This window comes from Myxococcus dinghuensis, assembly GCF_024198235.1.
In the GTDB taxonomy this organism is placed as follows: Bacteria; Myxococcota; Myxococcia; order Myxococcales; family Myxococcaceae; genus Myxococcus; species Myxococcus dinghuensis.
Map to the genome: position 1 here is coordinate 124,880 of NZ_JAKCFB010000017.1, position 26,570 is coordinate 151,449.

Here is a 26,570-nt window from a genome sequence, read left to right on the forward strand (position 1 = left end):
CCCGCATGATGGGGCACGAGGGTGGGCCCGACACGGGCCACCCCTGGAGGAGTCATGAGCAGCCTGTTGTTCGCCCCGCTGACGTTGCGCGGTGTCACCCTGCGCAATCGCATCGGTGTCTCGCCCATGTGTCAGTACTCGGCATCGGATGGCTTCGCCGACGAGTGGCACTTCGTGCACCTGGGCAGTCGCGCGGTGGGCGGGGCCGGCCTCATCCTCGTCGAGGCGACGGCGGTCGAGGACATCGGGCGCATCTCGCCCAAGGACCTCGGGTTGTGGAAGGGCGCGCACATCGACTCGTTGGCGCGCATCGCGCGGTTCATCTCCAGGCAGGGGGCGACGCCGGGTGTCCAGCTGGCCCACGCTGGCCGCAAGGCGTCCACCGCGCCCCCGTGGGAGGGAGGTGGCGCCGTCGCACCGAACGCCGGGGGCTGGCGCCCGGTGGGGCCGGGCCCGGAGCCTTTCGACGCGAAGTCCCCGGCGCCCGAGCCGCTCGACGCGGACGGCATCGCGCGCGTCGTGCGGGCCTTCGCGGATGCGACGGTGCGCGCGCGGACCGCGGGCTTCCGCGTCGTCGAGATTCACGCGGCCCATGGCTACCTGCTGCACGAGTTCCTCTCTCCGCTGACCAACCACCGTGAAGATCGCTACGGCGGCACCTTCGAGGGCCGCTCGCGCTTCCTCCGCGAGGTCGTCCAGGCCGTGCGGCAGCAGTGGCCCGACGAGCTGCCGTTGCTCGTGCGCTTGTCGTGCACCGACTGGACGGAGGGCGGCTGGACCGTCGAGGACTCCATCACGCTCGCGCGGTTGCTGGCGAAGGAGGGCGTGGACCTCATCGACTGCTCGTCCGGCGGAGCCGTCCCCGGCGTGAAGATTCCCACCGGTCCGGGCTACCAGACGCGCTTCGCCGAGCGCATCCGCCGCGAGGCGGAGATTCCCACGGGCGCGGTGGGACTCATCCGCTCCGCGATGCAGGCCGAGCACATCCTCCGAACCGAGCAGGCGGACATGGTGTTCCTCGCGCGCGAGCTGCTCCGCGACCCGTACTGGCCGCTGCGCGCCGCGCGCTCGCTCGGCGCCGACGTCGCCTGGCCACCCCAGTACGAGCGGGCTCGCAACTGAGCGGCCGGCGCCGCGGGGTTGCGACGGGGGCGCCGCTCGCGCGATAAGCGGCGGCGATGCTCAACGAAGTCCAGGCCGGTCCCTATACCGTTCGAGGAATCTCCGTGGGAGGCGTGTACACCTCCCTCCAGGTGCCGGAGCTGGACGTCGTGCTCGACGCGGGGATCCCCATCCGCTCCTTCGCGGGCACCGAGCGCATCTTCCTCAGTCACGCCCATCCGGACCACGCCAGCGGGCTGGGCTCGCTGCTCGGCATCCGCCGGTTGCTGGGGAAGGGCGCGCCCCAGCTCTTCCTCCCCGCGGAGCTCGAGTCCTCCGTGAAGGAGGCGCTCCAGGTCCTGGGTCGGCTGCACCACACCTCCATGGAGGTGCACACCGTCCCGATGCTCCCGGGGGACGTGCGGCCGCTCGGTCACGACCTGCATGTCCGCGCCTTCCGGACGCACCACCCGGTGCCCTCGCTGGGCTACCAGTTCATCCGCCGTGTCACGAAGCTGCGGCCCGAGTTCCACGACCTGCCACCCCAGGAGATCGCCCGGCGCCGCAAGGCGGGCGAGGACATCTTCGCGGCGCGGGAGCACCTCGAGCTCGCCTACGCCACGGACTCCCTGGCGAAGGTGCTGGAGACGGAGCCCGGGCTGTTCGACTCGCGGGTGCTCGTCATCGAGTGCACCTTCGTGGACCCGAAGCGCTCCGTGCAGGACGCGAGGGATCGCGCCCACCTGCACCTGGACGAGCTCATCGCGCAGGCCGAGCGCTTCCGCAACGAGGCCATCGTGTTGATGCACTTCAGCCAGTCGCTCGGGCCGCAGGAGGTCCGGGCGCTCCTCGACGCGCGACTGCCGCCCGGGCTGCGTGAGCGCGTCCGGGTCCTCGCGCCCGACGCGGGGCGCTGGTTCGGCTGAGCCGCGCGTCAGTCCGGGCGCAGCGCTTCCAGCTCCGCGAGGAGCGCTCGCAGCGCCGGGGCTTCGAGGGCCCGGTCCACGGAGGCGAAGAACTCCGACAGGTCACCCATCCCCTGGTGCTCGTAGACGCAGGCCTGGAGGCCCATCTCCAACCGGTCCACCTGCTTCACGAGCCGCGCCTCGAACGAGGCCCCGCGCTCGTACTCATCCCAGAGCGCCAGGTACTCCGCGCCACGGGGCAGCTTGCCGACCAGTTGCTCCATCGCCCGGCGCTCCCGCGCGTGCTTGTCCTCCTGGCCCACGCCGTCGTGCGGGGTGAGGTCTCCCACGTACGCCTCGCCCAGGTCGTGGAGCAGCGCGAGGCGCACCGCGCGGGCCGCGTCGGCCTGGGGGAAGTGGGTGTCGGCGAGGAACAGGGTCAGCAGCGCGACGAAGAGCGAGTGCTCGGCGACGCTCTCGCACCGCTCGGGGCTCACGCCCACGCGCAGCCAGCCCTGTCGGAAGAGCTGCTTGAGGTGGTTCAGCTCGAAGTAGGTCTCGATGAGCGGGTGGGTCGCGCGGCCCTTCAGCAGGGCGATGGGCGGGGAAGCCTTGGTCTGCATGGGGCGAACGTATACCGCCCGGACGGGAAGGGCCTGGAGGTCCTCCCGCCTCCAGGCGCTCCCGGCGCGTCGACACGCTCAGAGTCCCGCGACCTTCGACGAGAGCGACAGCGTGTAGACCAGCGTCAGCTCCTGTTGCGAGCGAGGCGGCGCGGTCATCTCGAACCGGACGATGCCATCGGGGCTCACCTTCGTCGGGGCCGGCTTCGTGGCGTCCTTCAGCAAATGGACGCTCACCGAGTCGACCTCGGAGACGGGGATGCGCTCCTCCAGCGCGACGGGCGTCGCGGTGGCGCCCATGTTGGAGAGGAACAGCCGCACGTGGTGCGTCTTCACCTTGCGACCGGTGAGCCGGCTCGACTCCTCCTCGACCTGGGACTGGCGGGCCACGCGCAGCGAGTCCTCGCTACCGAAGCCCAGGCGCACGGACTCACCCCGGCCGGTGAAGCGCAGGTTCGAGCGGCCGACGTGGCCGCTGCCACGCACCAGGTCCACCGGGCCCGCGAGCAGCACCGCCGGCCCCGTGTTCTCGAAGCGGGCCACGCGATGCACCAGCGGCGACTGCTCGGGCGCCACCACCAGCTCCGAGGTCGCCGGCGCGGTGAAGTGGAACAGCGGGACGCGGTGGGCCTCGCCATCCGGGGGCACGCTCGCCCGGTGCGGGGCCGCCAGCGTCAGCGGCTCGCCGCCGTCATCCATGCCGGGCAGCTCCTGGTCGCGCCGGGCCGTGCCGCCGTCCCCCGTGGTCTGGATGACCTCCTCGCGGACGGCGATCTCCACCACCTGCTTCTCCCGCTCCGTCCGCTCGCGCAGCCACAGCCAGTCCTCCTCCAGGCGCGGCGGTGAGGCGCCGAGCGTGGGGCGCGCGGTGGAGAAGGCCAGCTCCACGTCCTTCCAATCCTCCTCGGTGCGCTGCCAGACGACGGCCTCGCACTCCAGGCGCACCGCGAGGGTGTTGTGGGCGCCTGGCTCGAGCGTCGCGCGGTAGGCCGGGCGCCACGCGGCGCAGGGCACCAGGTAGCTGATGGACAACAGCGCCGTTCCACCGGCCGGGTGACCCACCTCCAGCTCGGCGAACGTGTCGAGCGTCGGCGGGGCGTCCTCCGTCCTCGCCTGCGCGCTCCGGGCCTGAGCGAGCTGCTGTTGCACCCGCCCCACCTCGTGCAGCGCCTTGCGCTCGTGGGTGGCCGTCGCCTCCTGCTCCTTGCGGACGGTGTCGAGCTGGTGCTTCCAGGTGTCGATGGAGGCCTTGCCGGCGCCGGCCTGCTCGGAGATGGCGCGGTAGACGTCCGCGTGGGCCGTGTCGAGCAGCGTCTTGCGCGCGCGCAGCCGCTCCAGGTCCGCCAGCGCCTTGCGCTCCTGCTGCTCCAGCTCCGCCACGCGGCGCCCGAGCTCCGTGCGGTGCTCTCGCAGGGCCTCGGGGCGATGGGGCTTGCGCGTGCGTCGGATGCGCGCCTGCGACACCGTCCCTCCGGCCAGCTTCGCCTGGAGCGAGCGATCCACCGCGAGCGGGGACATGCCGGAGAGGACGAGCCGCTGCGCGCCCGGCACGAGCGGCACCTCGCCGCGGCGCTCCACCAGCGCGCGGTCCTCGAGGAGGGTGACCTTGACCACCGGGAGGGTGAGGGGCGTGTTCATCAGGTCCTCCGGTTGCCGCCGTTGAGCATCTTGTTGGCGGGAATCTTCACGGTCCATGTCGCCTTCAGCGTCTGCGCCTCACCCGGCTGGAGCACCACGCGCCACGCACGCTCGCCCTCGACGGGTTGTTCTCCCGGCAGGGGGATGCGCTTCTGCCAGGCGGGGGCGATCTCCGCCTCCTCCACCTTGATGTCCTTCTCCGTGCCCGTGGGGACTGCGGGGATGCGCTCGCAGACCTCCACCAGGACGCGGTTGTGGAGCCGGTTGGCCAGCTCCACGGAGACCTGGTGCGTGAGCATCGTCGAGCCGAAGAGGCCACCGGCGACCTCGTCGAAGCGCGTGTTGCGCGCGACCTTGATGGACTCCTCGACGCCCAAGCCCAGGCGCTGCGTGGCGCCGGGCGGCAGGGTGGGCAACGGCGACGTCATGAGGAACTCGTCGCCGAGCGTGACGTCCACGGGGCCGGCCAGGAGCGGGTAGGGCGTCCGGTTCTCCAGCCGCACCGTGCGGAACGCGCGGGACTCGACGGACGGGACGCAGACGTACTCGGCGGAGATGCCCATGGGGACGACGAGGACCGGCAGCGTGTGCCACGCCGCGTCCGAGGGCACGTCGGCGCGGGACTCCAGGTCGAAGCGCGCGTCGAAGTGCATCGCGGACTCGCGCGGCGCGATGCCCCACGCGGGCAGCGGCGCGTTCCAGATGGTGGAGACCTCCTGCTCGCACACCGCGATGAGCGTCAGGATGTCGACCTGGACGTGGACGGCCTGCAACGCGAGCAGCTCGCGGGTGACGTGCGAGGGCCGGGGTCGCAGGCGTCCGCGGTGCGCCTTGTCCTGCGCGGGGGCCAGCTCCAGCCGGTCGTAGTCGAGCAGCGAGTCCGTGGGCTCCAGGCTCGACGGCACCTGGGGGGATTCGTCCCGGTTCGCCGCCCCGCCACCACCGACGGCCAGCCCGTCGTCCATGTCCGCCTCGGGGGCCTCCAGCTCCATCTCCATCGGCGCCGAGGCTCGCGGGGCGGCGGAGGGCCTGATCCCGCCGAAGCTGGCGGCGCTCGCGGCGCGCAGCTTCGAGCGCTTGGGCGACGGCATCGAGGCGCTGGGCACGTCCTCGGATGGTGGGGTGCTCGGCATTCCTCCTGGTGCCTGGGGCTTGCGCGGCATGGCGCCCGCGGACGAAGGGGGCCGGCCCCGGCGCGCGAGGTCCATCGAGCGGCCCTCCTCGAGGGCTTCCTCCTCGGGAGCCTCGTACGCCGGCGCGGGAGGAGGCGGCGCGAACATGACCGGCTCGTTGCGCGGGGCGGCGGGCATGGGCGGCGGCGGAGGCGGTGGGGGCGGGGCCCGCAGCGTGTCGAAGCCCGCGAACAGCTCATCCAGGCCGGGGGGCGGCTCGCGCCAGCCGGAGCGGGGAGGCGGCGGTTGGCGGCGGCCGATGCGCAGGGCCTTCAGCTCCGGGACCTCCGCCTTCCGGTCGAGCGTGGCCGTGGAGACGGCGACCTTCACGTTCGTCCAGTCCTCGCCCGTGCGCTGGAGCACGGAGGCGCGCATGCGCAGCGTGCCTTCCTCCAGCGTGCGTGGCAGCCGCAGGTCGTACGTCGGCACCCAGCGCGCGCCGGGCACCGCGTACTCCAGCGCGATGAGGGCGGGCTGCTCGCGAGGCCACGGGTTGCCGGACAGCCGCAGCACGGCCGCGCGATAGACGCGCGCGCGCTCGCCACGCACGGAGGAGGACGCCTCGTGGATGCGCTGGCGGCGCACGCGGATGTCGTCCTCGGTGTCGCGCTTGCGCCGCTCCAGCTCCAGCTTCCGTGCATGCAGGGCGGCGAGCTCCGAGTCCACGAAGGACGCCAGCGCGAGCATCGCCTCCACCGGGGCCTCGTGAGGGGCCGGCGCGTCCGGCTTCTGCGGCAGGAAGGTCGGCTCCAGGGCGCCGAGCGTGCCCAGCTCCTGCTCCAGGGCCTCCAGCCGGGCCGTCACGTCCAACAGGCGCTCGAGCGCTTCCTCCAGGGCGCGGTGCTCCTGGGGCACGTCGACCTCGGGTGGGAGCTGCACGTCGAACGTCGCGCGCAGGTCCCGGACCTGGAGGCCGGGAGGTCCCTGGTGCACGAAGGCGCGCATCGTGCCGGGGCGCAGGGACAGCGGCAGGCCGTTGATTCGAATCTCGTTGGGGACGCGGTCCTCCTCGAGTCTGAGCGTGGCCAGGCGCGTGCAAAGCGCGCCCTCCGCGTAGACGGTGACGGCGTCCAACATGGATGGCACGACGAGCATGCGCCCCCTCGGTGCGGGAAAGAGCGGCAACGCTAGTCGAGATCGCCCCCCGGAATCATGCCCCCACCTCGGTCGAGGGCGGAGGCTCGCCCCGACTCAGGGCCACATCCGGATGTGGCCCCCCGGTAGCCGGAGCGCCACCAGGATTTGCCGCGCCGCGCCTTCGCGCCGGACCAGGAGCATGGGCCCCCGTCGCGCGCGGACCTCGCCCTCCTGGGCGGGGCGCCAGCGGATGTCGAAGGCGAGCCGGGCCCGGGCGACGTCGGGGGGCAGCGGTCCCTCGGCGCGCAGGGACTCCACGAACGCGCGTCCGTCCACCAGCGGCCGGGGCTCCACCGTCATGGGATGGAGGCGGGCCCAGGCATCGAACCGCGTGGCGAACGTCGCGCCCAGGCCGGTCACCAGGGAGGGCCAGGTCTTCGCGACCAGCCGTCGTCGCTTGTCGAGCAGCGCGCGTGCGGCGGCCTCCACCCGTCCCGGGTCGAAGCCCGCGGGGACCGGCGCTCCCGTGCCGAGTGCCCGGACCAGGTCGGCCTGCGCCTGGGCGAGGTGCGCTCGCGCGCTCATGGGTGGGCCTCGTGGGTGGCCGTGACGCGGGGACCGGCGCCGCGCGCGACGGCGTCACGCAGGGAGGCCAGCTCGGCGAGCAGGACGTCCTCGGGTGGGAAGTGGTCGTCACGCTCGAGCATCACCGGCACCGGGCCCAGCCTCGCGGCGAGCGCCCCGAGCAGTCGCAGGGGGCCCTCGGGCACCGGGTGCGCGTGGGTGTCGTGATACAGCCCGTCATGGCGCACTCCGCCCGCGACGTGGACGTAGGCCAGCCGCTCCCTCGGGACGATGTCGAGCACCGCGTCCGCGTCCGTCCCGTGGTTGAGCACGTGGGAGTAGAGGTTGGCCACGTCGAGCAGCAGCGACGCGCGCGTCCGGGTGAGCACGGCCCGCAGCAGCTCCGCCTCCGGGAAGGCGGGGTCGGGCCACTCGAACAGGGAGGCCACGTTCTCCAGCGCGAGCGGCACGGGCAGCGCCGCCTGCGCCAGGTGGATGTTCTCCTCCAGGACCTCCAGCATGAGGTCCGACCGGGGCACGGGCAGCAGGTGCCCCGACTCGATGCCCGCCGCGCGGACGAAGGCCAGGTGCTCGCTGATGCACACCGCGCCCAGCCGCTCGGCCAGCCGCGCGAGCCACTCCAGGCGCTTGGGCGAGGGGGGCTCCGCCGAACCCAACCCCAGCGAGACGGCGTGCAGGACGATGGGGACACCCCGCTCGCGCAGTCGGAGCAGGGGCGTGGGCACGGGGCCGGCGGGAGGCAGGTGCTCGGCGAGCACCTCGATGAAGCCCAGGTCCGGCATCCGGTCGATGACGTGCGCCAGCTCGCGTCGCCACCCGATGCCGACGCCCTGGAGCCCGGGGATGCTCACGAGCACCCTCCGCAGCCGCCGCCACCACAACCGCCACCGCCACCGCCGCAGCTTCCGCCTCCATCACCCGAGGAACCCGACGAGTCCGAGGCGGAGTGGACGTTGAGGTGTCGGTTCAGCAGTTGGAAGTCGGCGACCGCGACCGTGCCGAGCCCGTAGAGGCCGACGGACACCGCCAGGTCGTCGAGGCCGAGCGCGCCGAGGCTGCTCGCGCTCTGCGCGGCCAGCTTCACGGGCTCCTGCTGGTCGCGGAACCGCGCGAGGACCGCGTCGCCGTGGAGGGTCCGCCACGAAGGCCGTACCCGGATGAAGAGGACGATGGCGCAGCCGACCAGCAGCAGCCCCAGGAAGCCCACGGGCTTGTCTCGTGAGAGGCCGTGAACCATCCGCGCCACCAGCGCCATCATCAGGATGACGAGCGGCAGCGCGGGGATCCACCGGGAGAAGAACGCCTGGTTCTCGTCGAGGAGCCAGCCTCGCTCCACCAGGGGCTGCTTGAGCGATTCGATGGACGCGTCGGCCGCGCGCTCCAGCTTCGCGGTCTCCATCACTCCCTGGCTGACGGCGTGATACACGGCGCGCTCGATGCGTGGGGCGCCGGCCGGGAGGCCCGCGGCGGTCTCGAGGCGCCCCGGATCGAGGCGGATGGCGCCCTGGTGGAGCAACCGCGCCAGCGCCGTCTCGATGATGGAGGACGGCCCCGCGAGCGTCGCCACCAGGTACGGGTCCGGTCGCCGGGGAAGGTCCTCGTCGCGGTGGGTGTCATGGCGCGTGCCCCGGCGGAGCAGCCGGTTCAGCACGACGCCCAGGATGATGCAGCCGATGAAGGCGGCGACTGCGTACAGCAGGAACTCCGGGCCTGAGATGCGGTGCGTCGGATTCATCGTCGTGACCTCCTTTCGATTCGATTCAGTCCAGCCGGTTCGCTCCCTTCTGGGGAATTCGTCAGAAGAGGTTACAGCGGCGGATTGTGTCATCCGTGTGACGACCTGGGGTCTTTCAGCCCCGGGCCCTGCGCTGGAGCACCGACAACAGGAGGGTGAGCAGTCCCCCGCCGGCCAGGGCGGGGAGGCCGCTCCAGAGGGCGAGCCGGCCCAGCAGGGTCCGCGTGGGCGCGAGGATGGCGTCGTCGCGCGTCTGGACGATGACCACGTAGTTCGTGCTGCCCACGGGGACATACTCCGCGAGCCAGGGGCCTTCGTCGGGCTGCAGGGCATCGACGTGCGCGTCGCTCCGCACGACCTGGTCGCGGGTGGGGAACTGCGGGTTCTCCAGTCCCGGGCGCGGCGCCAGTTGGAGGGCCTCGCGCACGCGCTCCGTGGTCGGCGCGTCGAGCAGGCGCGTCTCGCCGGGGCCGAGGCGCGGATGGACCATGACCATCAGCTCGCTCTCCAGGATGGGGATGCTGCCGCCCCGGGGCGCGTCCTTCGGCGCCACGAGGACGACGTGGGGTTCGCGCTCGTCGGGGGCGTCCAGCCGGAGGCTGCCGAGCGTCGGCCCCGTCCGGGACATGGCGACGACGACCCCGAGCCACCCGCCGTCCGGGGCGAGGATGGGCGCGGAGATGGCGAAGAGGTGCTGTCCATCCACGACCGACTCGAAGCCGCGCGAAACGTACGCGGTCGTCGTCCCCGCGCGCGCGGCTTGCGCCGCCCCCACGAAGTAGTCGCGCCACGCATGGCTCAGGCCCAGCACCTGCGCGTCCGAACGGGGCCACCGCCCGCGCACCACGCCATCCCGGTCCAACACCAGCCACACGGAGAACGGTGAGCCCCCGTCGGGCAGGCGCAGGCCGTGACGCGGTGGGGCCGTGAGGTCCATGGCGTGCAGGAATTCGTGCAGCCCGTCGGTGTCGTGACGGCGCAGGCCGTCCGCGACCGCGGGGAGCCGCGCGGCCCATTCGACGGCGGAGCGGTACGTGTCGAGCTGGTAGAGCACCGCGCCCGCGGCGGTGAGCGCCGCGTGGGTGTCGGCCGCGAGCACTTCTCCGCGCCGCTCGTGCATCTGTCCGAGCGCGACGTGGAGCGCCCCCGCCGTCATCGACAGGAGGAACCAGGTCACGACGGTGAGCGTGCCGGCCAGGACGGGGTGACGGCGGAACCAGCGCCAGGTGCGGCCCGCGCGGCCCGGGCGCCGCGTGACGATGGGCTCGCCCCGCGCGTGGCGCTCCAACTCGAGCGCCAGCTCCGCCGCGGAGCCGTACCGTTGCGCGGGGTTCTTCTCCAGGCACTTGTGGCAGACCGTCTCCAGCTCGGGGTCCACGCGCGGGGCGACGAGGTGCAGCGGCGTGGGGTCGTGCTCCACCACCTGCCGGAGGATGTGGGCCGCGGTGTCGCCCTCGAAGGGGGGCCGGCCCGAGACGAGCTCGTAGAGGATGGCGCCCAGGCCGTAGACGTCCGCGGCGGTGGTGAGGCTCCGGACGCGGCCCTCCGCCTGCTCCGGCGCCATGTACGCGGGCGTGCCCACCACGGAGCCCGTCTGCGTCAGGCCCTCCTGGGCGATGCGCCGGGCGACGCCGAAGTCACCGACGTGTGGTCGGCCCTCGGCGTCCATGAGGATGTTGGGGGGCTTCAGGTCGCGGTGGAGGATGCCGCGCTGGTGGCCGTGGTGGACGGCGCGCGCGACGGCCGCCATCAGCTCCGCCGCCTTGCGAGGCTCGGCGCGCAGCCGCTCCATGTGGTCGGCCAGGCTGCCGCCCTCCATGAGGCGCATGGTGAAGAAGTGGTGGCCCTCGTGCTCGCCGACCTCGTAGAGGGGGACGATGTTCGGGTGGTCCAGGAGCGCGGCGGCCTCCGCCTCGGCGCGGAAGCGGTGGACGTCCACCTCCGTCGCCAGCTCCCCGTCGACGATCATCTTCAACGCCACCAGCCGCTGGAGCCGCAGGTCCCGGGCCTTGAAGACCACGCCCATGCCGCCCCGGGCGATGCGCTCCAGCAGCTCGTAGTCGCCGAAGCGCACGGGCAGCCGCGACGCGGTGGGCGGCAACAGCGCGTGCAGCGCGCTGCCGGAGGGCGAGCGCTCCCGTCCCTCCATCGCCGCGGCCAGGAGACACCGGGGACAGGCCCCGGACAACACCCCGCCGGAGAGCGCGGCGCCACACCTCGAGCAGGCCGGGGGCGATGGGGTCTGGGGCGTGGCCATGGGGCGCGGCGCTCCGTCAGCCCAGCGCGGCGAGGAGGTAGCGCAGCTCCGCCTCCACGGCGTCGTCGCTCTCGACGGTGAGGGAGATCTCCTCGTGGAGCGCGGCCCGGTAGCGCTGGCGCAGCCGGTGGACGGTGACCTTGACGTTGTTCCCGGTCAGCCCGAAGTCGGCGGCGATGGCCTGGTAGGACGTCAGCTCGAGGTCGCTGGTGAGGCAGCCCGCGAGCCGCTCGAAGAGGGCGGACTTCCCCATCCGCCGCCACTCCTCGCGCACCGCCGCCAGCGCGCGCTCCAGCAGGGACAGGGCCCAGTGCCGCTCGAAGAGGCGCTCCGGCGTCACGTCGTGGGACAGCTCGAGCAGGTTGTACTGGCTCTCCGCCGCGTCCGCGTCGATGGACAGGTGGGGCGCGCCCCCTCCGCGCTTCTGCGCCTGCTCGCGGCGCCAGTCGTGGACCAGGTGGTGCTTGAGCGCGGCGAGCAACCACGAGCGGAAGCGGCCCCGCTCCCGGTCCACGCGGGAGAGGTCGTCGCCCTCCAGGAGCCGCGTGAAGAAGCCCTGGGTGAGGTCCAGCGCCGCGTCCGCGTCGTGGCCGTTCCTGCGCACGAAGGCGTAGCAAGGAGGCCAGTACACCTCGCAGAGCGTCGCGAGCGCCGCGCGCGCGTCCTCACCACCCGTCGCCGCGGCGATGAGGCTCCAGCGCGTGGTGATGAACTTCTGGCCGGGATTGCGGACGCTCACACCCACATCATAGCGGCCCGGCCACCCGGACGGGGAGTCCTGGCCGCTGGGGACACGTCAACTGGGGGCGTTCTCCACCACGGGGGGCGCCTCGCGCTCGACGGGGCGCCCCAGGCAATCCTCGCCCGCGAGCGGAGGGAGGGTGGTGCGGGGGCTGTACTCCCAATGCCACGGCTCGGAGCGCACCGTCCGCCGGAAGCCGAACCGACAGGCGTTGGCGGCCAGCCACTCGAAGCGCTGCGACGTCGCGGGACCGACGATGAGGTCCACCGCGAGGCCGCGCTGGTGGTTGGACCGGCCAGGCCTCGCGGCCTTGTTGCCCTTTCCCTTCCGGTACTGTTCGTAGAGCCACCGCTGCTCCCGCGGCGAGCGGTAGCCGCTGGTGACGCGCAGGCGCACGCCGTCCGTTTCGGCCGCCTGGGCCATGCGCTGGTAGGCGAGCGCCGCGTCGCGATGGAGTCGTTCACCGCCGGGCAGGCGCACGAGCTTCGACGTCTTCACCTTGGGTCGACGCGCCCGCTCCGTCTCCGTGGCGAGCGCGTCGCACGCGAGCAGGCACAGGAGGAGCAGCAGACTCCAGCGAGGCAGCGAGAGAGGCATGGTGGCTTCCCGGCCGTCGGACCGGGACATGACTCTCGCGCTTCTATTCCCGCGTTCAAGCAGCCGGGGAGCCGGGCCCTCGTCGGCGTGGCCCGTCGCTCAGAACAGCGTGAGCTGCGCTTGCGGCGGCTTCCGAGGCAGGGGCTGGAAGCCGTGCGCGCGGACCCAGTCCTCGCTGGGGCCGCTCCAGTGATGCGTGTCCATGCGCGCATGTCCCTTCTCATCGAAGGACACGCCCTCCGCCTCGAGGATCTCCCGCTGGCCGTGGCCGGAGGTGCTGATGCCGCCGGTGCGGTTGATGATGCGCTGCCATGGCACCGTCGCGGCGCGCGCGCCCATCGACCCCAGGGCGTGGCCCACGACGCGGGCGTCGCAGCCGTCACCGACGATGGCCGCGATGTCGCCGTAGGTGGCCACCTTCCCGAGCGGGACCTGCTCGACGACCGTGTAGATGCGTTCGTAGTACTCGTGCTCGTCGCGTGGCTGCGTGGACATGGAGAGGTCGTGTGGCTGCGAGGCACCGTTGGCAAGGACTACCCGCTGCGCGAGCCCATGCCCGTCGCGTCGCCCGCACGCAGGCGCTCGTGCAGCGTCTTCGCCGTCAGGTACCAGAACTGGACGTTGCCGAAGCTGAGGATGTCGCCGTCGCGCACGGGCGCTTCCCGGGTCGCCAGCGTGGAGGCGTTGAGGAACGTACCGTTGGTCGAGCCCAGGTCCCGCACGGTGCAGCGCTGCTGGGCTTCGTTCCAGCGCAGCTCCGCGTGCAACTTGGAGACGGAGGCGTCGTCGATGACGAGGTCGCAGTCCATGCGCCGGCCGATGGTCAGTCGCTCCGTGGCGTGCAGGGGCGGCAATGTGGCCACCAGCAGGTGTTCGAATTCGAACAGGAGGGTCATCATGCCCAGCCCGATGTCCTCGGGGTCGGCCATGCGGGTGGGGGCGAGGACCGCCGCCGAGGCTTCCGACGGGGGACGTTGGATGAGGGCGAAGGGCCCCAACTGCCGCTCGAAGGACTCGGAGGGCAGTGACGCGGCGAGGGCGCGCAGTTCCTGGACGGACAACACGTGCGGCAGCCTAGCGGGTCACCCCGCGTGCGCCCAGCGGCTCCAGCAGTGCCATGTACGGGTTTCGTTGACCTGCACGACACGGGTTCCCTACATTGAGCGCTTCATGGTGGGGGCCGGGCTCCGCGAGGAGTGCCGGCCCTCACTCTTTCTTGAACCAGGGAGTGGTGGAAGGAGCTGTGTCGATGGCTAGCGGGAGCGACAACATCCCGATGACCCCCTCCGGGCTGCGCAAGCTCAAGACGGAGCTGAAGCATCTTCAGAGCGTCGAGCGCGGCAAGATTTCGCGGGAGATCGAGGTCGCCCGGGCCCACGGGGACCTCCGCGAGAACGCCGAGTACCACGCGGCCAAGGAGAAGCAGTCGCACATCGAGGGCCGCATCCTGGACCTCAATGACTGGATTGCGCGCGCGGAGGTCATCGACCCGTCGAAGCTGGGCGGCGACAAGGTCATCTTCGGTGCCACGGTGGACCTGCTGGACACGGAGACGGACAAGCCGGTCTCCTACCGCATCGTCGGCGAGCTGGAGGCCGACCTGAAGAAGCGGTGGATCGCCGTGACGTCCCCGGTGGCCCGGGCGCTGATCGGCAAGCGCGTGGGCGACGTCGCCACCGTGCAGAGCCCCGGCGGCGTGCGCGAGCTGGAGATCCAGGAGATCCGCTTCGAGGATCCGGAGCCCGACGAGCCGGCGGCGGAAGGCTGAGCGCCGACAGACGGACGAAGAGCCAGCGGGGGGGCGGGCCACGGCTCGCTCCCCCGAACTCGTTTTCTGGGAGACGTCACCCCCGTTCCGTAGGATGGATGGGCCTGAATCCCGCGTGAACCATCCGCTCGCCAGCCTCGTTGGACCCCTGCGGTACGCGTGCCAGCGTGACTTCGCCATGCTCGCCACCGTCAAGGGCCTGCGCACCGTCGTGGAGCGCGCCCTGGCCGGGGCCAGCGGCGTGGACGCCGAGGCGTTGGGACACCTGCGCGCGGCGCTGCCCTACGTGGACCACGCGGACCCGGAGCGTCGCAAGGCGGCGCTGCGGCGCGTGGTGGTGGGGCTCAAGCTCGGGGGCGTGAGCCTCCCCTCGGAGCTGGAGGGGCTCGCCGCGACGAGCCCGGGCCCAGGGCCGGCCGCCGCGCGGAGGGCCGCGCCGGACGAGGCGCCGCAGGGGGGGCAACGTCCTTCGGACACGAGGGGCGCGCCGTCCGGTGAGGAGCGCGCGTCGCCCTCCCTTCGCGCACCGACTTCGACCGGCCTCCTGTTCGACGCATCTCCGGTGGAGCGCCCCGAGCCGCGCGGGGGGGGCCGGGCGGTGGCGCGGGAGCCCTCCTCGGGCGCACGCACTCCGCCCCAGGACGGTGGCGCGCGGCCCGCGGCGCCACCGACTTCGCGGGGCGACCGCTCGGCGGAGTCGCGTGGGATGGCCCCCGGCGCGGCGTCTCCGCTCCAGGGGAACCGCCCCCAGACGGGGGAAGGTCCCGGACGGGGTGCGGTACCCGGTGCCTCCGGCGCGGGTCGTGCCCCGTCAGGAGGCCCCGCGCGCACTCAGGGGCCGCGGAGCCCTGGCGCTGTCATGGGGACGGGCCCCGTGGGGAACCGCGCGCGGCCCCCGGTCGAGGGCGCCCCCGTCAAGGAGGGGCTGCTGGCGCCCGTGGGTCGTCCTCGCTCCCGTGGGGTGATGGGGCAGGGGGCTCCGGATGGAACGGCGGACGTCCGGCCTCCGCCTGGCTACGTCCAGGTCCCCACCTGGAAGTCGGGCGAGACGGCGCCTCCCGCGCCACGCGCGAAGGTCCCCGGGCCCCGGTCGGCGGCGGTGGCCCCGGGAGCGGCGACCCAGGAGAAGAAGGACAAGGCCCAGCGCAAGAAGAAGCGCGCGGTGGCGGCGGAGGCGTCGCGCTCGGAGGCGAAGCTCCTGTCCATCGCGCCTCGCTCGGGGCCGCTGTCGTCGCCGCTCAAGACGTTGGGCAAGCGCCTGGGGCCGCGCCTCATCTCCGCGCTGGACAAGAAGGGCCTGCGCCGGATGGGGGACATCCTCTTCCTGTTGCCTCGCTGCTACGAGGACCGCAGGCGCCTGCGCACCATCGCGGAGCTGGAGCCGGGGGAGCGGGGCGTCACGGTGGGGACGGTGAAGGTCGCGGACTTCGTCCCGGGCAAGACGGGGCGTCGCATGTTCCGCGCGGTGGTGGGGGATCGCTCGGGGAGCATCGCGGCGACGTACTTCAACGCGGGGCCGTGGCTGAAGAGCCGGTTCACGGTGGGCAAGCGCCTGGTCCTCTCCGGTGAGGTCCGCGCCACCATGAGCGGCCGGGAGATGGCGCACCCGGAGATCGAACCGGCGGACGACCTGGACTCGGTCGGCTCGGTGCACTTCAACCGCATCGTCCCGGTGTACCCGGGCTTCGAGCGTGGTGAGCAGCGCTCGTTCCGGGAGCTGGCCTCGCGCGTCGGCGAGCAGTACGCGCACGCGCTGGAGGACCCGCTGCCCGGGGACCTGCGCCGGCGGCTGGAACTGATGGGGTTGCCGGAGGCGCTGCGGTTCATCCACTTCCCGCCGGACGCCGCCGACCTGGAGGCGCTGGACGCGCACCAGAGCCCGGCGCACCGGCGCCTCGCGTTCGACGAGCTGTTCTTCCTCCAGTTGGGCATGGCGCTCAAGCGTCAGGGCGTCAAGGCGGAGGTGGGCGTCTCCTTCGACGTCACCTCGCCCCGCATGGAGAAGGCGCGCTCGGCGCTGCCCTTCCAGCTCACCGGCGCGCAGGCCCGGGTGGTGGACGAGCTGTCGGGCGACATGGCCCGCCCCGAGCCGATGAACCGGCTGGTGCAGGGGGACGTGGGCAGCGGCAAGACGGCGGTCGCGATGGTCGCCGCGCTGCTGGCGTTGCAGGACGGCTACCAGGTGGCGGTGATGGCGCCGACGGAGATCCTCGCGGAGCAGCACGAGCGGAACTTCCGCAAGGTGCTCGGCCCGCTGGGGTTCCAGGTGGGGCTGGTGAGCGCGTCCGGCACGGCGAAGGCGAAGCGGAAGGTGCGTGACGCGGTGGCGCGCGGCGACATCCACCTCGCGGTGGGGACACACGCGCTCATCCAGGAGGACATCGCGTTCGCGAAGCTGGGGCTCGCGGTCATCGACGAGCAGCACCGCTTCGGCGTGCTCCAGCGCCACTCGCTGATGAGCAAGGGACCCAAGCCGGACGTGCTGGTGATGACGGCCACGCCCATCCCCCGCACGCTGGCGATGACGCTCTACGGGGACCTGGACCTGTCCATCATCGACCAGCTCCCGCCGGGCCGCACGCCCATCACCACGCGGGTCTTCAACGACAAGCAGCGCGGGCGCGTCTACACCGCCATCGCGGCGGAGCTGGAGAAGGGCCACCAGGCCTACGTCGTGTATCCGCTGGTGGAGGAGTCGGAGAAGCTGGACCTGGAGGACGCGACGCGCGGCGTGGAGAAGCTGCGACAGGCGTTCCCGCAGGCCCAGGTGGGCCTGCTGCACGGGCGGATGAAGGCGGAGGAGAAGGACGCGGTGATGGAGGACTTCCGCGAGAAGCGCCTGAACATCCTCGTGTGCACCACGGTGGTGGAGGTGGGGGTCGACGTGCCCAACGCGTCGGTGATGGTGGTGGAGGCGGCGGAGCGCTTCGGCCTGTCGCAACTGCACCAGCTCCGGGGCCGCGTGGGGCGCGGCGCCGCGGCGAGCTACTGCTTCCTGGTGGCGAGCAGCGCGCGCTCGTGGGAGTCCACCGAGCGGCTCGCGGTGATGGAGCAGAGCAGCGACGGCTTCGTCATCGCGGAGAAGGACCTGGAGATTCGCGGGCCGGGCGAGTTCCTCGGCACGCGACAGAGCGGCCTGCCCGAACTGGCCGTGGCCAACCTCGCGCGCGACGGCGACCTGCTCTCCATGGCGCAGGTGGAGGCGCGGCGCATCCTCGCCAGGGACCCGGAGATGAAGTCCCCGGAACATCAGGGCCTCGTGAAGGCGCTCGACGAGCGGTGGGAAGGCCGCCTCGCGCTCGCACGGGTCGGATGACGGTAAACCGGCTTGTTTTGACTTTCGGGTTTGACGGAGACAGCCTGGATGGGCTGTTCCTACCCGAAAGGACCTGACGATGAAGGCAGCGAGGGTGCTGTTCGCGGTCGTGACGATGTGCCTGCTGGGCGCGTGCGGGGCGATGCAGGAGTCGGACGGTGAGGTCTCCGAGCCGTTCGGCCAGAGCGAGGCCTCTCTGAACACCTGCACGAACGACTGTATCGGCACGGGCGGCCCGGCCATCAGTTGTTCGGGCAACACGTGCAGCTCGGCGGGCAACTACGTGGTCTGCGATGGCGTCTTCACCTATTGCCAGACGCCCCCGCAGCCGAACCCCTGCGACACGTTCTCCATCCGTTGCCCCAACGGCTCCACGCTGCGGTGCCGCGCCAACACGCAGTCGTGCGAGCAGTGGACGACGTGCTCCATCATGTGCGACGGCGTGGAGCGCAAGTGCGCCACGCCGCCCGGTCAGGTCTGCGCGCTCTGACGAGGCGGAGGCACGGCGTCACGTGGCGCCGTGCCGCGCTTCACGGAAGCGCCGAGCGCGTGTCTTTCGCTGCCGTCCTCGGCGGCGATGCACTCGGCTCAACGTCCCCGGGCTCTAGGCGTCGGGTTCGGGGGCGCAGGGCTCACGGGTCAGCGGCGTCCGGGCAGGGCTTTTCGAGCCCGGTCTCCAGTCGGGGTATGGCGGGACCGGCGCGACATTGGAGTCTGGTTTGTGATTGCACCGGCGGTATTCGAACCCGGACTCCCGAGGGGCGGGCGTGAAGCCGGCGCGACAGGCAAAGTGACTCCGCCGTGCCTATGGATTGGGGATGGGCGATTGGAGTCGAGCCGACTATCTGTCGAGGCAGGGCATCCGGGATCGGCGTGTGCTGGAGGCGATGGCGGCGCTGACCCGCGCGGACTTCGTGCCGGAGGAGGCAAAGGCCGGTGCGGGTGCCGACACGCCCATTCCCATCGGCTACGGGCAGACCATCAGCCAGCCCTACATCGTGGCGCTGATGACGGAGGCGCTCCAGCTCGAGGGGCACGAGCGCGTGCTGGAGGTCGGCACGGGCTCCGGCTACCAGACGGCGGTGCTGGCGATGCTGTGCCGCGAGGTCTTCACGGTGGAGATCGTCCCGGAGCTTGCCCGCTCGGCCCGTGAGCGGCTGACGGCCTCGGGCTTCACGAACGTGCGCTTCCTCCTGGCGGATGGCTCCAGGGGGTGGCCCGAGCAGGCACCCTTCGACGCCATCCTCGTCACCGCGGCGCCCTCGGAGGTCCCGCCCGCGTTGCTCGGACAGCTCTCCCGGGGCGGCCGGATGGTCGTCCCCGTGGGGCCCACCGCCCACTCCCAGGTGCTGCTCCGCATCCGCCGTGCGCTGGAGCCGGGCCTGCTCCCCACCGTCGAGTCCCTGCTGCCGGTCCGCTTCGTCCCGCTGACGGGCGAGTCCGACCCGACACGGCCGTGAGGCCGCACCCGGTCTCCCGAGTTCCGTCAAGCACGGAAGTGGGATCCGGCCCCGCATGCCTGCACGCCGTCGGGAGGCGCGCGGGCGCGTTGCCCCCGAGCGTGGCGGCCCGCTAACGTCGCGCGCATGATCATCTGTCCGGTCTGTGACCACGTACAGCCCGAGGGAACCGAGTGTGACGTCTGTGGCAAGCGCTTCCCCAGCGACGTCGCGACGGCGGCCCCCGTCGTGGCCACGCTGCCCGAGCTGGAGCTGACGCCTCACTCGGGAGGGCGGGACGCCGTCGAGGCCGCGCCGCTCCCCGAGCTGGACCTGACGCGTCTGCGCAGCGGACCGGACCTCCCCGCGCAGTTGGTGCCCGACCTGGAGTTGACCCAGAACGGCGCGACCGGAGCCGTGCCGGTGGAGCAACTGGCGGAGCTGGACACGGGCCGGGCCCAGGATGACGGCGTGCGCACCGCCGCCGTCGTGGGCTCCGTCGTCTGCCGTTACTGTCGCAACGTCCAGGCTGCGGGGCTGCTCTGCGACAACTGCGGCATGCGCCTGCCCCGGACCCGCGCGGCGGCGCCAGCGGCGGTCCAGGCCGTGGGCGGCGACGACGACTGGAAGCCATGTCCGACATGCCATACGCCCATGCGCCCCGGCCGGGTCTGCGGCGAGTGCGGCGTGCGCGACAGGGGGGAGGAATGAGCACCGTGGGGCCTGTCTTCCGGGCGGAGTTCGCGTGCAGCGAGGGCTGTGATTTCCGGGCGTCGCTCCTCGACGTCGTCTACCGCTGTCCGAAGTGCGAGGGCCTGCTCGAGGTCTGGCACGACGTGGCCGCGCTGAAGGCCGTGTCCGCGAAGGAGTGGAAGCAGCGCTTCGAGACGCGCTTCGGCTCGGCGCGACTGCCGGACGGCTCCGGCGTCTGGGGCAAGCGCGAGTGGGCGCTGCCCGAGCTGCCCGTGGAGGACATCGTCTCGCTGGGCGAGGGCCGCGTGCCCCTCAAGCCCCTGCCGCGCATGGCCTCCGAGCTGGGGCTCGCGGCGCTGGACCTGAAGGAATGCGGCGTGTCGCCGACGGGGAGCTTCAAGGACTGGGGCATGACGGTCCTCGTCTCGGCCGTGAAGCACATGCGCGCCCGGGGCGTGCCCCTGCGCGCCGTGGCGTGCGCGTCCACGGGGGATACGTCCGCGGCCCTGTCCGCCTACTGCGCCGCCGCGGGCATCCCCGCGGTGGTGTTCCTGCCGCGGGACAAGGTGTCGCTCGCCCAGTTGGTGCAGCCCATCTCCAACGGGGCCCGGGTGCTGTCGCTCGACACGGACTTCGATGGCTGCATGCGGCTGGTGCAGGCGGTGACGGCCGACAAGGGCCTCTACCTGGCCAACTCGATGAACTCGCTGCGCATCGAGGGGCAGAAGATGGTCGCGGTGGAGCTGTGCCAGGACCTGGGCTGGGAGCCGCCGGACTGGGTGGTGATTCCGGGCGGGAACCTCGGCAACGCCAGCGCCCTGGGCAAGGGCTTCGAGTTGATGCTGGAGCTGGGGCTCATCTCCCGCCGGCCGCGCATCGCCGTGGCGCAGGCCCAGCGCGCCAATCCCCTGGCCCGGGCGTTCCGGGGCGGCTTCCGCGAACTGGTGCCCATGCAGGCCGAGCGCACCCTCGCGTCCGCCATCCAGATCGGCAATCCCGTCTCGTTCAAGCGCGCGGTGCGCATCCTGAAGGCCTTCGACGGCGTGGTGGAGGAGGCGACCGAGTCCGAGTTGGCCAACGCCGCCGCCCGCGCGGACCGCGAGGGGACCTTCACCTGCCCGCAGACGGGCGTGGCGCTGGCGGCGCTGGAGAAGCTCGTCGCCCAGGGCATCATCGAGAAGGGCGCGCGCGTGGCGGTCATCTCCACCGCGCACGGCCTGAAGTTCGCGGACTTCAAGGTGGGCTACCACCGGAACGAGCTGGCCGACGTCACCAGCCGCTACGCGAACCCGCCGGTGCAACTGCCCGCGAGCCTGGACGCCGTGCGCGGCGCGCTGGCCGACCTGGGCTGACGGAGCCCGCCTGGGCGCGCGGCGTGCGCGCCCGGGTGTGAGCCTTCGCGAGGCTCAGCCGACGACCGCGGTGGCTTCGACCTCGACGAGGATGCCCGGCTCGAAGAGGACGGAGACGCCGATCAGCGAAGCGGGGGCAGGCACGAACCGCACCTCCTGGGCGACCCGCTCGATGCCGGCGACGAAGGCGGGCATCTGCTCGCGCTTCCAATCGACGACGTAGAACGTGAGCCGGACGACGTCGCTGAACGTGGCCCCCGCGGCGGTGAGCGCCGTGGCGACGTTGCGCAGCGCCTGGGCCACCTGTCCCGCCAGGTCTCCAGGCGCGACGAGCCGGCCCTCCGTGTCGTAGGCGACCTGTCCTGCGACGTGGACCTGCCGCGAGCCGGTGGCGATCGCCACCTGGTGGTACGCGTCGGGCTTCATGAGTCCAGCGGGGTTGAGCAGGGTGAGCGGCATGGCGGGCTCCAGAGCGAGATTGGCGAAAGCTCGACTCATATAGCGAGGACATTGGCGAATGCTGTTCCCCACTCCAGCGATGGGGGCGCTACAATCGGGGGTGGGCCATGAAGCGCGCCAACCTCGATGAGATCTTCGCCTTCATGTCCGTCGTCGACGCGGGCAGCTTCGTGGCCGGAGGGCGGACCCTGGGGCTGACGCGCTCCGCTGCGGGCAAGTCCCTGGCTCGGTTGGAGTCCCGGCTCGGAGTGCGCCTGCTCAATCGGACGACCCGGCACGTGAGCCTCACCGACGAAGGCCGCGTCTTCTACGAGAACTGCCTGCAGGTCCTGGCGGCCCTGGATGAAGCGGAGGCCAGCGTCGGGCAGCACACGGGGACACCTCGCGGCGTCTTGCGGCTCACCGTGCCTGGGGCCTTCGGCCGGCTGTGGGTCCTGCCCTTGCTCCGGGAATACTTGAGGCGCTGGCCCGACGTGCAGGTGGAGGTGAGCTTCAGCGATCGCGTCGCGGACGTCATCGAGGAGGGCTACGACCTCGCCGTGCGCATCAACGCGTCCCACGCGGATACACGACTGGTGTCCAGGCTCGTGGCGGAGTTCCGCGCCATCCTCTGCGCGGCCCCGAGCTACCTCGAGGCGCGTGGTGTCCCCGAAAGGGTGGAGGACCTCGCGGCGCATGACTGCCTGTTCTTCAGCAGCCGGGCGCGGCGCCAGCGTTGGCGTCTGCGCGAGAAGGGCGGGGCGTGGGTGGCGGTGGAAGGCCGCAGCCGCCTGCGGCTCGACAGCGGAGAGGCCCTCCGGGACGCGGCGGTCGCGGGGATGGGCATCGCCTTCCTGCCCGGCTTCCTCGTCGACCCGGAGCTGGCGCGCGGTCGCCTCGCGGCGCTGCTGCCGTCCTGCGAGACGGGCACGGTCCGCATCACCGCGCTCTATCCGAGCAAGAGCTACCTGCCCGCGAAGGTGCGGCGCTTCATCGACCTGATGGTCGAGACGTGGAATCCGCCATCCCGTTGAGCGCGCCCACCGCGTGGGGAGCGGGCGCGCCGGACGCGCTCAGTCCGCCAGCAGCGGGACGCGCTTGTCGATGGTGAGGCCGAAGCCCGCGAGGCCCCGGTAGGTGATGTCCGTGTTGGTCATCACCTGGAGCGAGCGCACGCCCAGGTCGTTGAGGATCTGGCAGCCCATGCCCAGGTCGCGCGTCTCCTGCGGCCCGCCGCGCAGGTCGCTGCTGCCGTCCGCGTGGCGCTTGTGGTGGATGCCGAAGTCGTCCCCGTGCATGCCGGGCAGGTACACCAGCACGCCGGTGCCCTCGCGCGCGATGCGGGCGAGCGACTGGTCCAGGAGCGCGTTGCAGTGGCAGGTGGGCGAGCCGAACACGTCACCCATGGCGCAGGCGGCGTGCAGCCGCACCAGCGCGCTCGGGCGCGCCGCGGGGTCGCCCTTCACCAACACCAGCGACTTCGCGTTGTCCGGCAGCCAGGTGTAGGTCAGCGCCGTGAACTCGCCGTAGCGCGTGGTGACGGTGTGCTGCCCCGGCTCGCGGCGCACCAGCCGGTCCTTGCGGCGCCGGTACTCGATGAGGTCCGCGATGGTGATGACGCGCAGGTCGTGCTCGCGCGCGAAGGCCTTCAGGTCCGGCATCCGCATCATGGTGCCGTCGTCCTTCACCAGCTCGCAGAGGATGCCGGACGGGGCCAGCCCGGCCAGGCGGGCGAGGTCCACGGTGGCCTCGGTGTGGCCCGCGCGGCGCAGCACGCCGCCCTCGCGGTAGCGCAGCGGGAAGATGTGGCCGGGGCGCAGGAAGTCGTCCGCCTTGCTCGTCGGGTCCACCAGCGCGCGGATCGTCTTCGCGCGGTCCGCCGCCGACACGCCCGTGGACGTTCCGTGCCGGAAGTCCACGGAGACGGTGAAGGCGGTGCGGTGGGACTCCGTGTTGTCCGCCACCATCTGCGGCAGCCGCAGCGCGTCCAGCCGGTCCGCCAGCATGGGCTGGCAGACGATGCCGCTCGTGTGGCGCACCATGAAGGCCAGGTGCTCCGGCGTCACCATCTCCGCCGCCATGATGAGGTCGCCCTCGTTCTCCCGATCCTCGTCGTCCGCGACGATGACGAACTTGCCCTCGCGGATGTCGGTGATGGCGTCCTCGATGGAGGACAACTGGGGGTCGTGGCTCATGGAGGCGTCGGTCCGCGAGTGGGTCTGCATGTCCTCGCGCATGTAGCGTCAAGGGTCCGCACTGGCAAGCCAACCCGCTCCCAGGTGTGCGTCCCGGTGATGGCCTGGATGAGCCTGTCCCCTTGCTCCTGGTTGCCGTGAGGGCGGAAATTCGTTGGTGCGCCGAGCGTGTGCCTGGGCGCGGGCGGGTGACTCGACGCATGCGGCGGGCTGCTGTAGGGTGCTCGGTCCCGAGATGAGCGCCAACACCCAGGACTTGAGGACCCAGCTCGATCAGTTGCAGGAGAGCCTGGCCGTCCGGCAGAGCACCACCCACTTCGCCCACACGGGCGTGTCCACCATGGCGGCCCTGCTGCTCGCCGGGGCGGCGGGCAAGCTGTTCTACGACTCCCTCCGCACCCCGCTGCTCGCCTGGGGCGTGGCGGCCCTGTCGCTCGGCTTGCTGGTCCACGCGTTCCGTCGCTACGTCCTGGGCCGCCGCGCGCTGTCCGAGGAGCTGAAGCGCTTCCACGCGATGCTGGAGCTGCGCAGCCAGCTACGTCTCGACGACCCCTCCGCGATGCTTCCCCGGTGAGCGGCGCGCGTCGGAAGGCCGTCCGGAAGGGGCGGTTCATCGTCCTCGAGGGACTGGATGGGGCGGGCACCACCACGCAGGCGGAGCGCCTGGCCGCGGCGCTCCGCGCGGAGGGCCACGCCGTCGTCACCACGCGCGAGCCCTCGGACGGGCCCGTGGGGACGATGATTCGTCAGGCCCTCACGGGGCGACTGGGGCTGCCGCACGGCGCGGGACCGCTGTCCCCGGAGACGCTCGCGCTGCTGTTCGCCGCGGACCGGACGGACCACCTCGCGGCCCGGGTGCTCCCGGCGTTGGAGGAGGGGAAGATCGTCCTCTGCGACCGGTACGTGTTGTCGTCCCTGGCGTACCAGGGGGCCTCGCTGCCCATGGACTGGGTGGAGGCGGTGAACACGCACGCCGTGTCCCCGGACCTGACGCTGTTCGTCGGCGTGGCGCCCGAGGTGGCGGCGCGCAGGCGCGCGGTGCGAGGTGGGGCGCAGGAGCTGTTCGAGGCGGACGAGGCGCAGCGGCGCATCGCGAAGCAGTACCTCGCGGCCATCCGGCGCCGGGAGAAGCGCGAGCGCATCGTCCACATCGACGGTGAGCAGGGCATCGAGGCGGTGACGCAGGCCTCGATGGTCCACCTCCGCAAGCTGCTCGCACGCAAGCGCTGAAGCGTTCGGCGCCCCTCAGCGCCGGACCTCGAAGTCCAGGTGGGACTCGGTGTCCCCGCCCGGGCACCCGGCGGTGGAGCCCCGGGTCGTCAGGTCCAGGTGCCCCCGCAGGTGGGTGTCGTCGTTCGCCGTGAGCACCAACGTCCCGCGGATCTCCTGGGTCACCGCGTCCTCCGGCGGGATGCAGTTGAGGCTGATGCTCGCGAAGGCGGTGCGCACCCCGGCGGTGTGGGTCGGCCCCGGGACGAACGTCGTGTTGGACGCGTGCCTCGGAGGCACGGTGACGCTCCCGTCGAGGGTCAGCGTCATGGGGCCCGCCCCGAGCACCGAGCGCTCCAACTGGAGGATGAGCGTGATGTCCGTCTCGTCGTCGACGGCCTCGGGAATCGGGTCGTTGTGTCCCCAGAAGACGAGCTCCGCCGGGGCGCCCCGGTCCAGCGTGACGTTGCGCCGCAGGTCGAAGTCGATCCACGCGCCGCCGAAGTTCTTCATCCGCAGCGTGCCGCTGGGGTTGTCGCCGGTTTCGGAGACCTCGTCCTTGTCCACCTCCCCGGTCCGGAGGGCCCCTTCGTCGGCCTTGTTGCAGCCCACGAGCAGCGGAGGAACCAGGACGAGTGAGGAGAGCAGGGCGGCGCGGACCAGCGTTCGGGCGCGGGAGGAGGGGCTCATGGCCCCCGGATTCAGCAAACTCCGTGCCTCACGGGAGAGCCAGGGAAGGAGGTGCACCGGGGCTGCGGGGGACCCGCCCGGTGGGGCCGGGGGCGGGACAGGGGCGCCCGGATTTCGAGGACCTCCCTCAGAATTTCGAGGTGCGACGGGCCTCCGCGCCCGTGTGCGCCGCCGTCTCGGGGGGCGAACCGGGCCCGCTCCCCGGCCGCGTGGGGCCGAGCGGGCGCGTCCGCTCCCGACGGATCTCCACGCCGATGGGCTAGAGTCCGCGGCTCCATGAACCGCACCGGCGCGGCCGCAATCATCATCGGGAACGAGGTCCTGACCGCGAAGGTCCAGGACCAGAATGGTCCGCACCTCATCAAGCGGCTGCGGGAGGTGGGCATCCCCCTGCGGTCGGTGGAGATGGTGCTCGACGAGGTCGACGACATCGTCGACGCGATGAACCGCGCGCGCTCCCGGGCCCGGTATGTCTTCACCAGCGGCGGCATCGGTCCCACCCATGACGACGTCACGGTGCGCGCGGTGGCGCTCGCGCTGGGGCGGCCCGTGGTGCGGCTGCCGGAGATGGTGTCGCTCATCGAGGCGCGTGCCCCGGGTGGCAAGGTCACCCCGGAGGGCATGCGGCTGGCGGATGCCCCCGAGGGCGCCGTCCTCCTGCCGCAGGCGGGCTCCTGGTTCCCCGTCCTGACGGTGGGCGACGTGTACCTGCTCCCCGGGGTCCCGCAGTTGTTCCGCATGCAACTGGAGACGGTGCTCGCGCGCCTGAGCGGCAGCCCGGTGGTGTTGCACAGCCTCTACCTGCGCCTGGGCGAGAGCGAGATCGCCGCCGTGTTGGACCGCGTCGCCCTGGACATGCCCCACGTGGCCATCGGCTCCTACCCGGAGTTCGATCCGAGCAAGGACTTCCGCGTGAAGATCACCGTGGAGTCCGCGGACCTCGCCCCCGTCCAGGAGGCCGCGGAGCGCATCGTCCGGGGCCTCCCCGCGGGGGCGGTGGTGCGGCGGGAGTAGGGCTCCCGCCGCGGCGTCGCGGGG

Annotated in this window: 26 protein-coding genes; 12 read left to right on the forward strand and 14 right to left on the reverse strand. The window is 72.3% G+C overall.

Annotated features, from left to right (window positions below; genetic code table 11):
* Positions 1–54: 54 nt before the first annotated feature.
* Entirely contained in the window at positions 55–1,122 is a 1,068-nt protein-coding gene (locus LZ198_RS22600) for an NADH:flavin oxidoreductase/NADH oxidase (RefSeq protein ID WP_253974103.1), read from the forward strand.
* Positions 1,123–1,178: 56 nt separating this feature from the next.
* On the forward strand, positions 1,179–2,027 hold the full coding sequence (locus LZ198_RS22605; protein WP_253974104.1) for an MBL fold metallo-hydrolase: 849 nt from the start codon (positions 1,179–1,181) through the stop codon (positions 2,025–2,027).
* A gap of 8 nt (positions 2,028–2,035) precedes the next feature.
* On the opposite strand, the gene LZ198_RS22610 is transcribed toward LZ198_RS22605, so the two are convergent.
* From LZ198_RS22610 to LZ198_RS22660, 11 genes are all read right to left on the reverse strand, one after another.
* A complete protein-coding gene (locus tag LZ198_RS22610; protein ID WP_253974105.1) occupies positions 2,036–2,629 on the reverse strand; it encodes an HD domain-containing protein in 594 nt (197 codons plus the stop codon).
* A gap of 78 nt (positions 2,630–2,707) precedes the next feature.
* The gene (locus LZ198_RS22615) at positions 2,708–4,267 is read right to left on the reverse strand and encodes a DUF4139 domain-containing protein (protein WP_253974106.1); all 1,560 of its coding nucleotides are present in this window, start codon (positions 4,265–4,267) and stop codon (positions 2,708–2,710) included.
* A complete protein-coding gene (locus LZ198_RS22620; protein WP_253974107.1) occupies positions 4,267–6,534 on the reverse strand; it encodes a DUF4139 domain-containing protein in 2,268 nt (755 codons plus the stop codon). Before LZ198_RS22620 ends, LZ198_RS22615 begins: the two co-directional genes overlap by 1 nt.
* A 96-nt stretch (positions 6,535–6,630) precedes the next feature.
* A complete protein-coding gene (locus LZ198_RS22625) occupies positions 6,631–7,101 on the reverse strand; it encodes a hypothetical protein (protein WP_253974108.1) in 471 nt (156 codons plus the stop codon).
* Positions 7,098–7,952 (reverse strand): DUF692 domain-containing protein, encoded by an 855-nt coding sequence (locus tag LZ198_RS22630; RefSeq protein WP_253974109.1) that lies wholly within the window; start codon positions 7,950–7,952, stop codon positions 7,098–7,100. The genes LZ198_RS22625 and LZ198_RS22630 overlap by 4 nt, the downstream gene beginning before the upstream one ends.
* A complete protein-coding gene (locus tag LZ198_RS22635; RefSeq protein ID WP_253974110.1) occupies positions 7,949–8,836 on the reverse strand; it encodes a TIGR04222 domain-containing membrane protein in 888 nt (295 codons plus the stop codon). The genes LZ198_RS22630 and LZ198_RS22635 overlap by 4 nt, the downstream gene beginning before the upstream one ends.
* Positions 8,837–8,951: 115 nt before the next feature.
* On the reverse strand, positions 8,952–11,093 hold the full coding sequence (locus LZ198_RS22640; RefSeq protein WP_253974111.1) for a serine/threonine protein kinase: 2,142 nt from the start codon (positions 11,091–11,093) through the stop codon (positions 8,952–8,954).
* A gap of 16 nt (positions 11,094–11,109) precedes the next feature.
* Positions 11,110–11,832, reverse strand: a complete 723-nt coding sequence (locus LZ198_RS22645) for an RNA polymerase sigma factor (protein ID WP_253974112.1) — start codon at positions 11,830–11,832, stop codon at positions 11,110–11,112.
* A 57-nt stretch (positions 11,833–11,889) separates the two neighbouring features.
* On the reverse strand, positions 11,890–12,432 hold the full coding sequence (locus LZ198_RS22650) for a M15 family metallopeptidase (protein WP_253974113.1): 543 nt from the start codon (positions 12,430–12,432) through the stop codon (positions 11,890–11,892).
* Between the two features lie 99 nt (positions 12,433–12,531).
* Entirely contained in the window at positions 12,532–12,927 is a 396-nt protein-coding gene (locus tag LZ198_RS22655; RefSeq protein ID WP_253974114.1) for an MGMT family protein, read from the reverse strand.
* 38 nt (positions 12,928–12,965) lie between these two features.
* Positions 12,966–13,496 (reverse strand): FHA domain-containing protein, encoded by a 531-nt coding sequence (locus tag LZ198_RS22660; protein WP_253974115.1) that lies wholly within the window; start codon positions 13,494–13,496, stop codon positions 12,966–12,968.
* Positions 13,497–13,681: 185 nt separating this feature from the next.
* Here LZ198_RS22660 and greA point away from each other — a divergent pair, with 185 nt between their 5' ends.
* The 6 genes from greA to thrC all read left to right on the forward strand — a co-directional run bounded on the left by greA (position 13,682) and on the right by thrC (position 21,000).
* Complete coding sequence (greA, locus tag LZ198_RS22665; protein ID WP_253974116.1) at positions 13,682–14,200, forward strand: transcription elongation factor GreA; 519 nt, start codon at positions 13,682–13,684, stop codon at positions 14,198–14,200.
* Between the two features lie 115 nt (positions 14,201–14,315).
* Positions 14,316–17,516: an ATP-dependent DNA helicase RecG gene (recG, locus tag LZ198_RS22670; RefSeq protein ID WP_253974117.1), complete on the forward strand. Its 3,201-nt coding sequence runs from the start codon at positions 14,316–14,318 to the stop codon at positions 17,514–17,516.
* A gap of 79 nt (positions 17,517–17,595) precedes the next feature.
* Positions 17,596–18,006 carry a hypothetical protein gene (locus LZ198_RS22675; protein WP_253974118.1) on the forward strand — a complete coding sequence of 137 codons (411 nt, stop codon included), beginning with the start codon at positions 17,596–17,598 and terminating at the stop codon, positions 18,004–18,006.
* A 328-nt stretch (positions 18,007–18,334) separates the two neighbouring features.
* On the forward strand, positions 18,335–18,976 hold the full coding sequence (locus tag LZ198_RS22680; protein ID WP_253974119.1) for a protein-L-isoaspartate(D-aspartate) O-methyltransferase: 642 nt from the start codon (positions 18,335–18,337) through the stop codon (positions 18,974–18,976).
* A 126-nt stretch (positions 18,977–19,102) separates the two neighbouring features.
* Positions 19,103–19,666 carry a hypothetical protein gene (locus LZ198_RS22685; RefSeq protein ID WP_253974120.1) on the forward strand — a complete coding sequence of 188 codons (564 nt, stop codon included), beginning with the start codon at positions 19,103–19,105 and terminating at the stop codon, positions 19,664–19,666.
* Positions 19,663–21,000: a threonine synthase gene (gene thrC, locus LZ198_RS22690; RefSeq protein ID WP_253974121.1), complete on the forward strand. Its 1,338-nt coding sequence runs from the start codon at positions 19,663–19,665 to the stop codon at positions 20,998–21,000. The genes LZ198_RS22685 and thrC overlap by 4 nt, the downstream gene beginning before the upstream one ends.
* A 54-nt stretch (positions 21,001–21,054) precedes the next feature.
* Here the strand turns inward: thrC and LZ198_RS22695 are convergent, their stop codons facing one another.
* A complete protein-coding gene (locus LZ198_RS22695; protein WP_253974122.1) occupies positions 21,055–21,459 on the reverse strand; it encodes a RidA family protein in 405 nt (134 codons plus the stop codon).
* A 107-nt stretch (positions 21,460–21,566) separates the two neighbouring features.
* On the opposite strand from LZ198_RS22695, the gene LZ198_RS22700 reads away from it, so the two are divergent.
* On the forward strand, positions 21,567–22,472 hold the full coding sequence (locus LZ198_RS22700; RefSeq protein WP_253974123.1) for a LysR family transcriptional regulator: 906 nt from the start codon (positions 21,567–21,569) through the stop codon (positions 22,470–22,472).
* 39 nt (positions 22,473–22,511) lie between these two features.
* Here the strand turns inward: LZ198_RS22700 and ribB are convergent, their stop codons facing one another.
* Entirely contained in the window at positions 22,512–23,663 is a 1,152-nt protein-coding gene (gene ribB / locus LZ198_RS22705; protein ID WP_323382850.1) for a 3,4-dihydroxy-2-butanone-4-phosphate synthase, read from the reverse strand.
* A gap of 205 nt (positions 23,664–23,868) precedes the next feature.
* Here ribB and LZ198_RS22710 point away from each other — a divergent pair, with 205 nt between their 5' ends.
* Complete coding sequence (locus tag LZ198_RS22710) at positions 23,869–24,207, forward strand: hypothetical protein (protein WP_253974125.1); 339 nt, start codon at positions 23,869–23,871, stop codon at positions 24,205–24,207.
* Positions 24,204–24,863, forward strand: a complete 660-nt coding sequence (tmk, locus tag LZ198_RS22715; protein WP_253974126.1) for a dTMP kinase — start codon at positions 24,204–24,206, stop codon at positions 24,861–24,863. Before LZ198_RS22710 ends, tmk begins: the two co-directional genes overlap by 4 nt.
* Positions 24,864–24,878: 15 nt before the next feature.
* Here tmk and LZ198_RS22720 read toward each other — a convergent pair whose 3' ends face one another.
* The gene (locus LZ198_RS22720; RefSeq protein WP_253974127.1) at positions 24,879–25,532 is read right to left on the reverse strand and encodes a hypothetical protein; all 654 of its coding nucleotides are present in this window, start codon (positions 25,530–25,532) and stop codon (positions 24,879–24,881) included.
* Positions 25,533–25,808: 276 nt separating this feature from the next.
* Here LZ198_RS22720 and LZ198_RS22725 point away from each other — a divergent pair, with 276 nt between their 5' ends.
* Entirely contained in the window at positions 25,809–26,546 is a 738-nt protein-coding gene (locus tag LZ198_RS22725) for a competence/damage-inducible protein A (RefSeq protein WP_253974128.1), read from the forward strand.
* The last annotated feature ends 24 nt before the right edge of the window (positions 26,547–26,570 follow it).

What these genes read in the sequence shown, in the direction of transcription:
- ribB (WP_323382850.1), bottom strand. Translation starts at nt 23,663, where the DNA reads ATGCAGACCCACTCGCGGACCGACGCCTCCATGAGCCACGACCCCCAG.
- LZ198_RS22605 (WP_253974104.1), top strand. Translation starts at nt 1,179, where the DNA reads ATGCTCAACGAAGTCCAGGCCGGTCCCTATACCGTTCGAGGAATCTCC.
- LZ198_RS22655 (WP_253974114.1), bottom strand. Translation starts at nt 12,927, where the DNA reads ATGTCCACGCAGCCACGCGACGAGCACGAGTACTACGAACGCATCTAC.
- LZ198_RS22725 (WP_253974128.1), top strand. Translation starts at nt 25,809, where the DNA reads ATGAACCGCACCGGCGCGGCCGCAATCATCATCGGGAACGAGGTCCTG.
- greA (WP_253974116.1), top strand. Translation starts at nt 13,682, where the DNA reads ATGGCTAGCGGGAGCGACAACATCCCGATGACCCCCTCCGGGCTGCGC.
- LZ198_RS22700 (WP_253974123.1), top strand. Translation starts at nt 21,567, where the DNA reads ATGAAGCGCGCCAACCTCGATGAGATCTTCGCCTTCATGTCCGTCGTC.
- thrC (WP_253974121.1), top strand. Translation starts at nt 19,663, where the DNA reads ATGAGCACCGTGGGGCCTGTCTTCCGGGCGGAGTTCGCGTGCAGCGAG.
- LZ198_RS22720 (WP_253974127.1), bottom strand. Translation starts at nt 25,532, where the DNA reads ATGAGCCCCTCCTCCCGCGCCCGAACGCTGGTCCGCGCCGCCCTGCTC.
- LZ198_RS22640 (WP_253974111.1), bottom strand. Translation starts at nt 11,093, where the DNA reads ATGGCCACGCCCCAGACCCCATCGCCCCCGGCCTGCTCGAGGTGTGGC.
- LZ198_RS22635 (WP_253974110.1), bottom strand. Translation starts at nt 8,836, where the DNA reads ATGAATCCGACGCACCGCATCTCAGGCCCGGAGTTCCTGCTGTACGCA.
- LZ198_RS22710 (WP_253974125.1), top strand. Translation starts at nt 23,869, where the DNA reads ATGAGCGCCAACACCCAGGACTTGAGGACCCAGCTCGATCAGTTGCAG.
- LZ198_RS22610 (WP_253974105.1), bottom strand. Translation starts at nt 2,629, where the DNA reads ATGCAGACCAAGGCTTCCCCGCCCATCGCCCTGCTGAAGGGCCGCGCG.
- LZ198_RS22675 (WP_253974118.1), top strand. Translation starts at nt 17,596, where the DNA reads ATGAAGGCAGCGAGGGTGCTGTTCGCGGTCGTGACGATGTGCCTGCTG.
- LZ198_RS22650 (WP_253974113.1), bottom strand. Translation starts at nt 12,432, where the DNA reads ATGCCTCTCTCGCTGCCTCGCTGGAGTCTGCTGCTCCTCCTGTGCCTG.
- LZ198_RS22625 (WP_253974108.1), bottom strand. Translation starts at nt 7,101, where the DNA reads ATGAGCGCGCGAGCGCACCTCGCCCAGGCGCAGGCCGACCTGGTCCGG.
- LZ198_RS22695 (WP_253974122.1), bottom strand. Translation starts at nt 21,459, where the DNA reads ATGCCGCTCACCCTGCTCAACCCCGCTGGACTCATGAAGCCCGACGCG.
- LZ198_RS22680 (WP_253974119.1), top strand. Translation starts at nt 18,335, where the DNA reads ATGGGCGATTGGAGTCGAGCCGACTATCTGTCGAGGCAGGGCATCCGG.
- LZ198_RS22600 (WP_253974103.1), top strand. Translation starts at nt 55, where the DNA reads ATGAGCAGCCTGTTGTTCGCCCCGCTGACGTTGCGCGGTGTCACCCTG.
- LZ198_RS22615 (WP_253974106.1), bottom strand. Translation starts at nt 4,267, where the DNA reads ATGAACACGCCCCTCACCCTCCCGGTGGTCAAGGTCACCCTCCTCGAG.
- LZ198_RS22685 (WP_253974120.1), top strand. Translation starts at nt 19,103, where the DNA reads ATGATCATCTGTCCGGTCTGTGACCACGTACAGCCCGAGGGAACCGAG.
- LZ198_RS22620 (WP_253974107.1), bottom strand. Translation starts at nt 6,534, where the DNA reads ATGCTCGTCGTGCCATCCATGTTGGACGCCGTCACCGTCTACGCGGAG.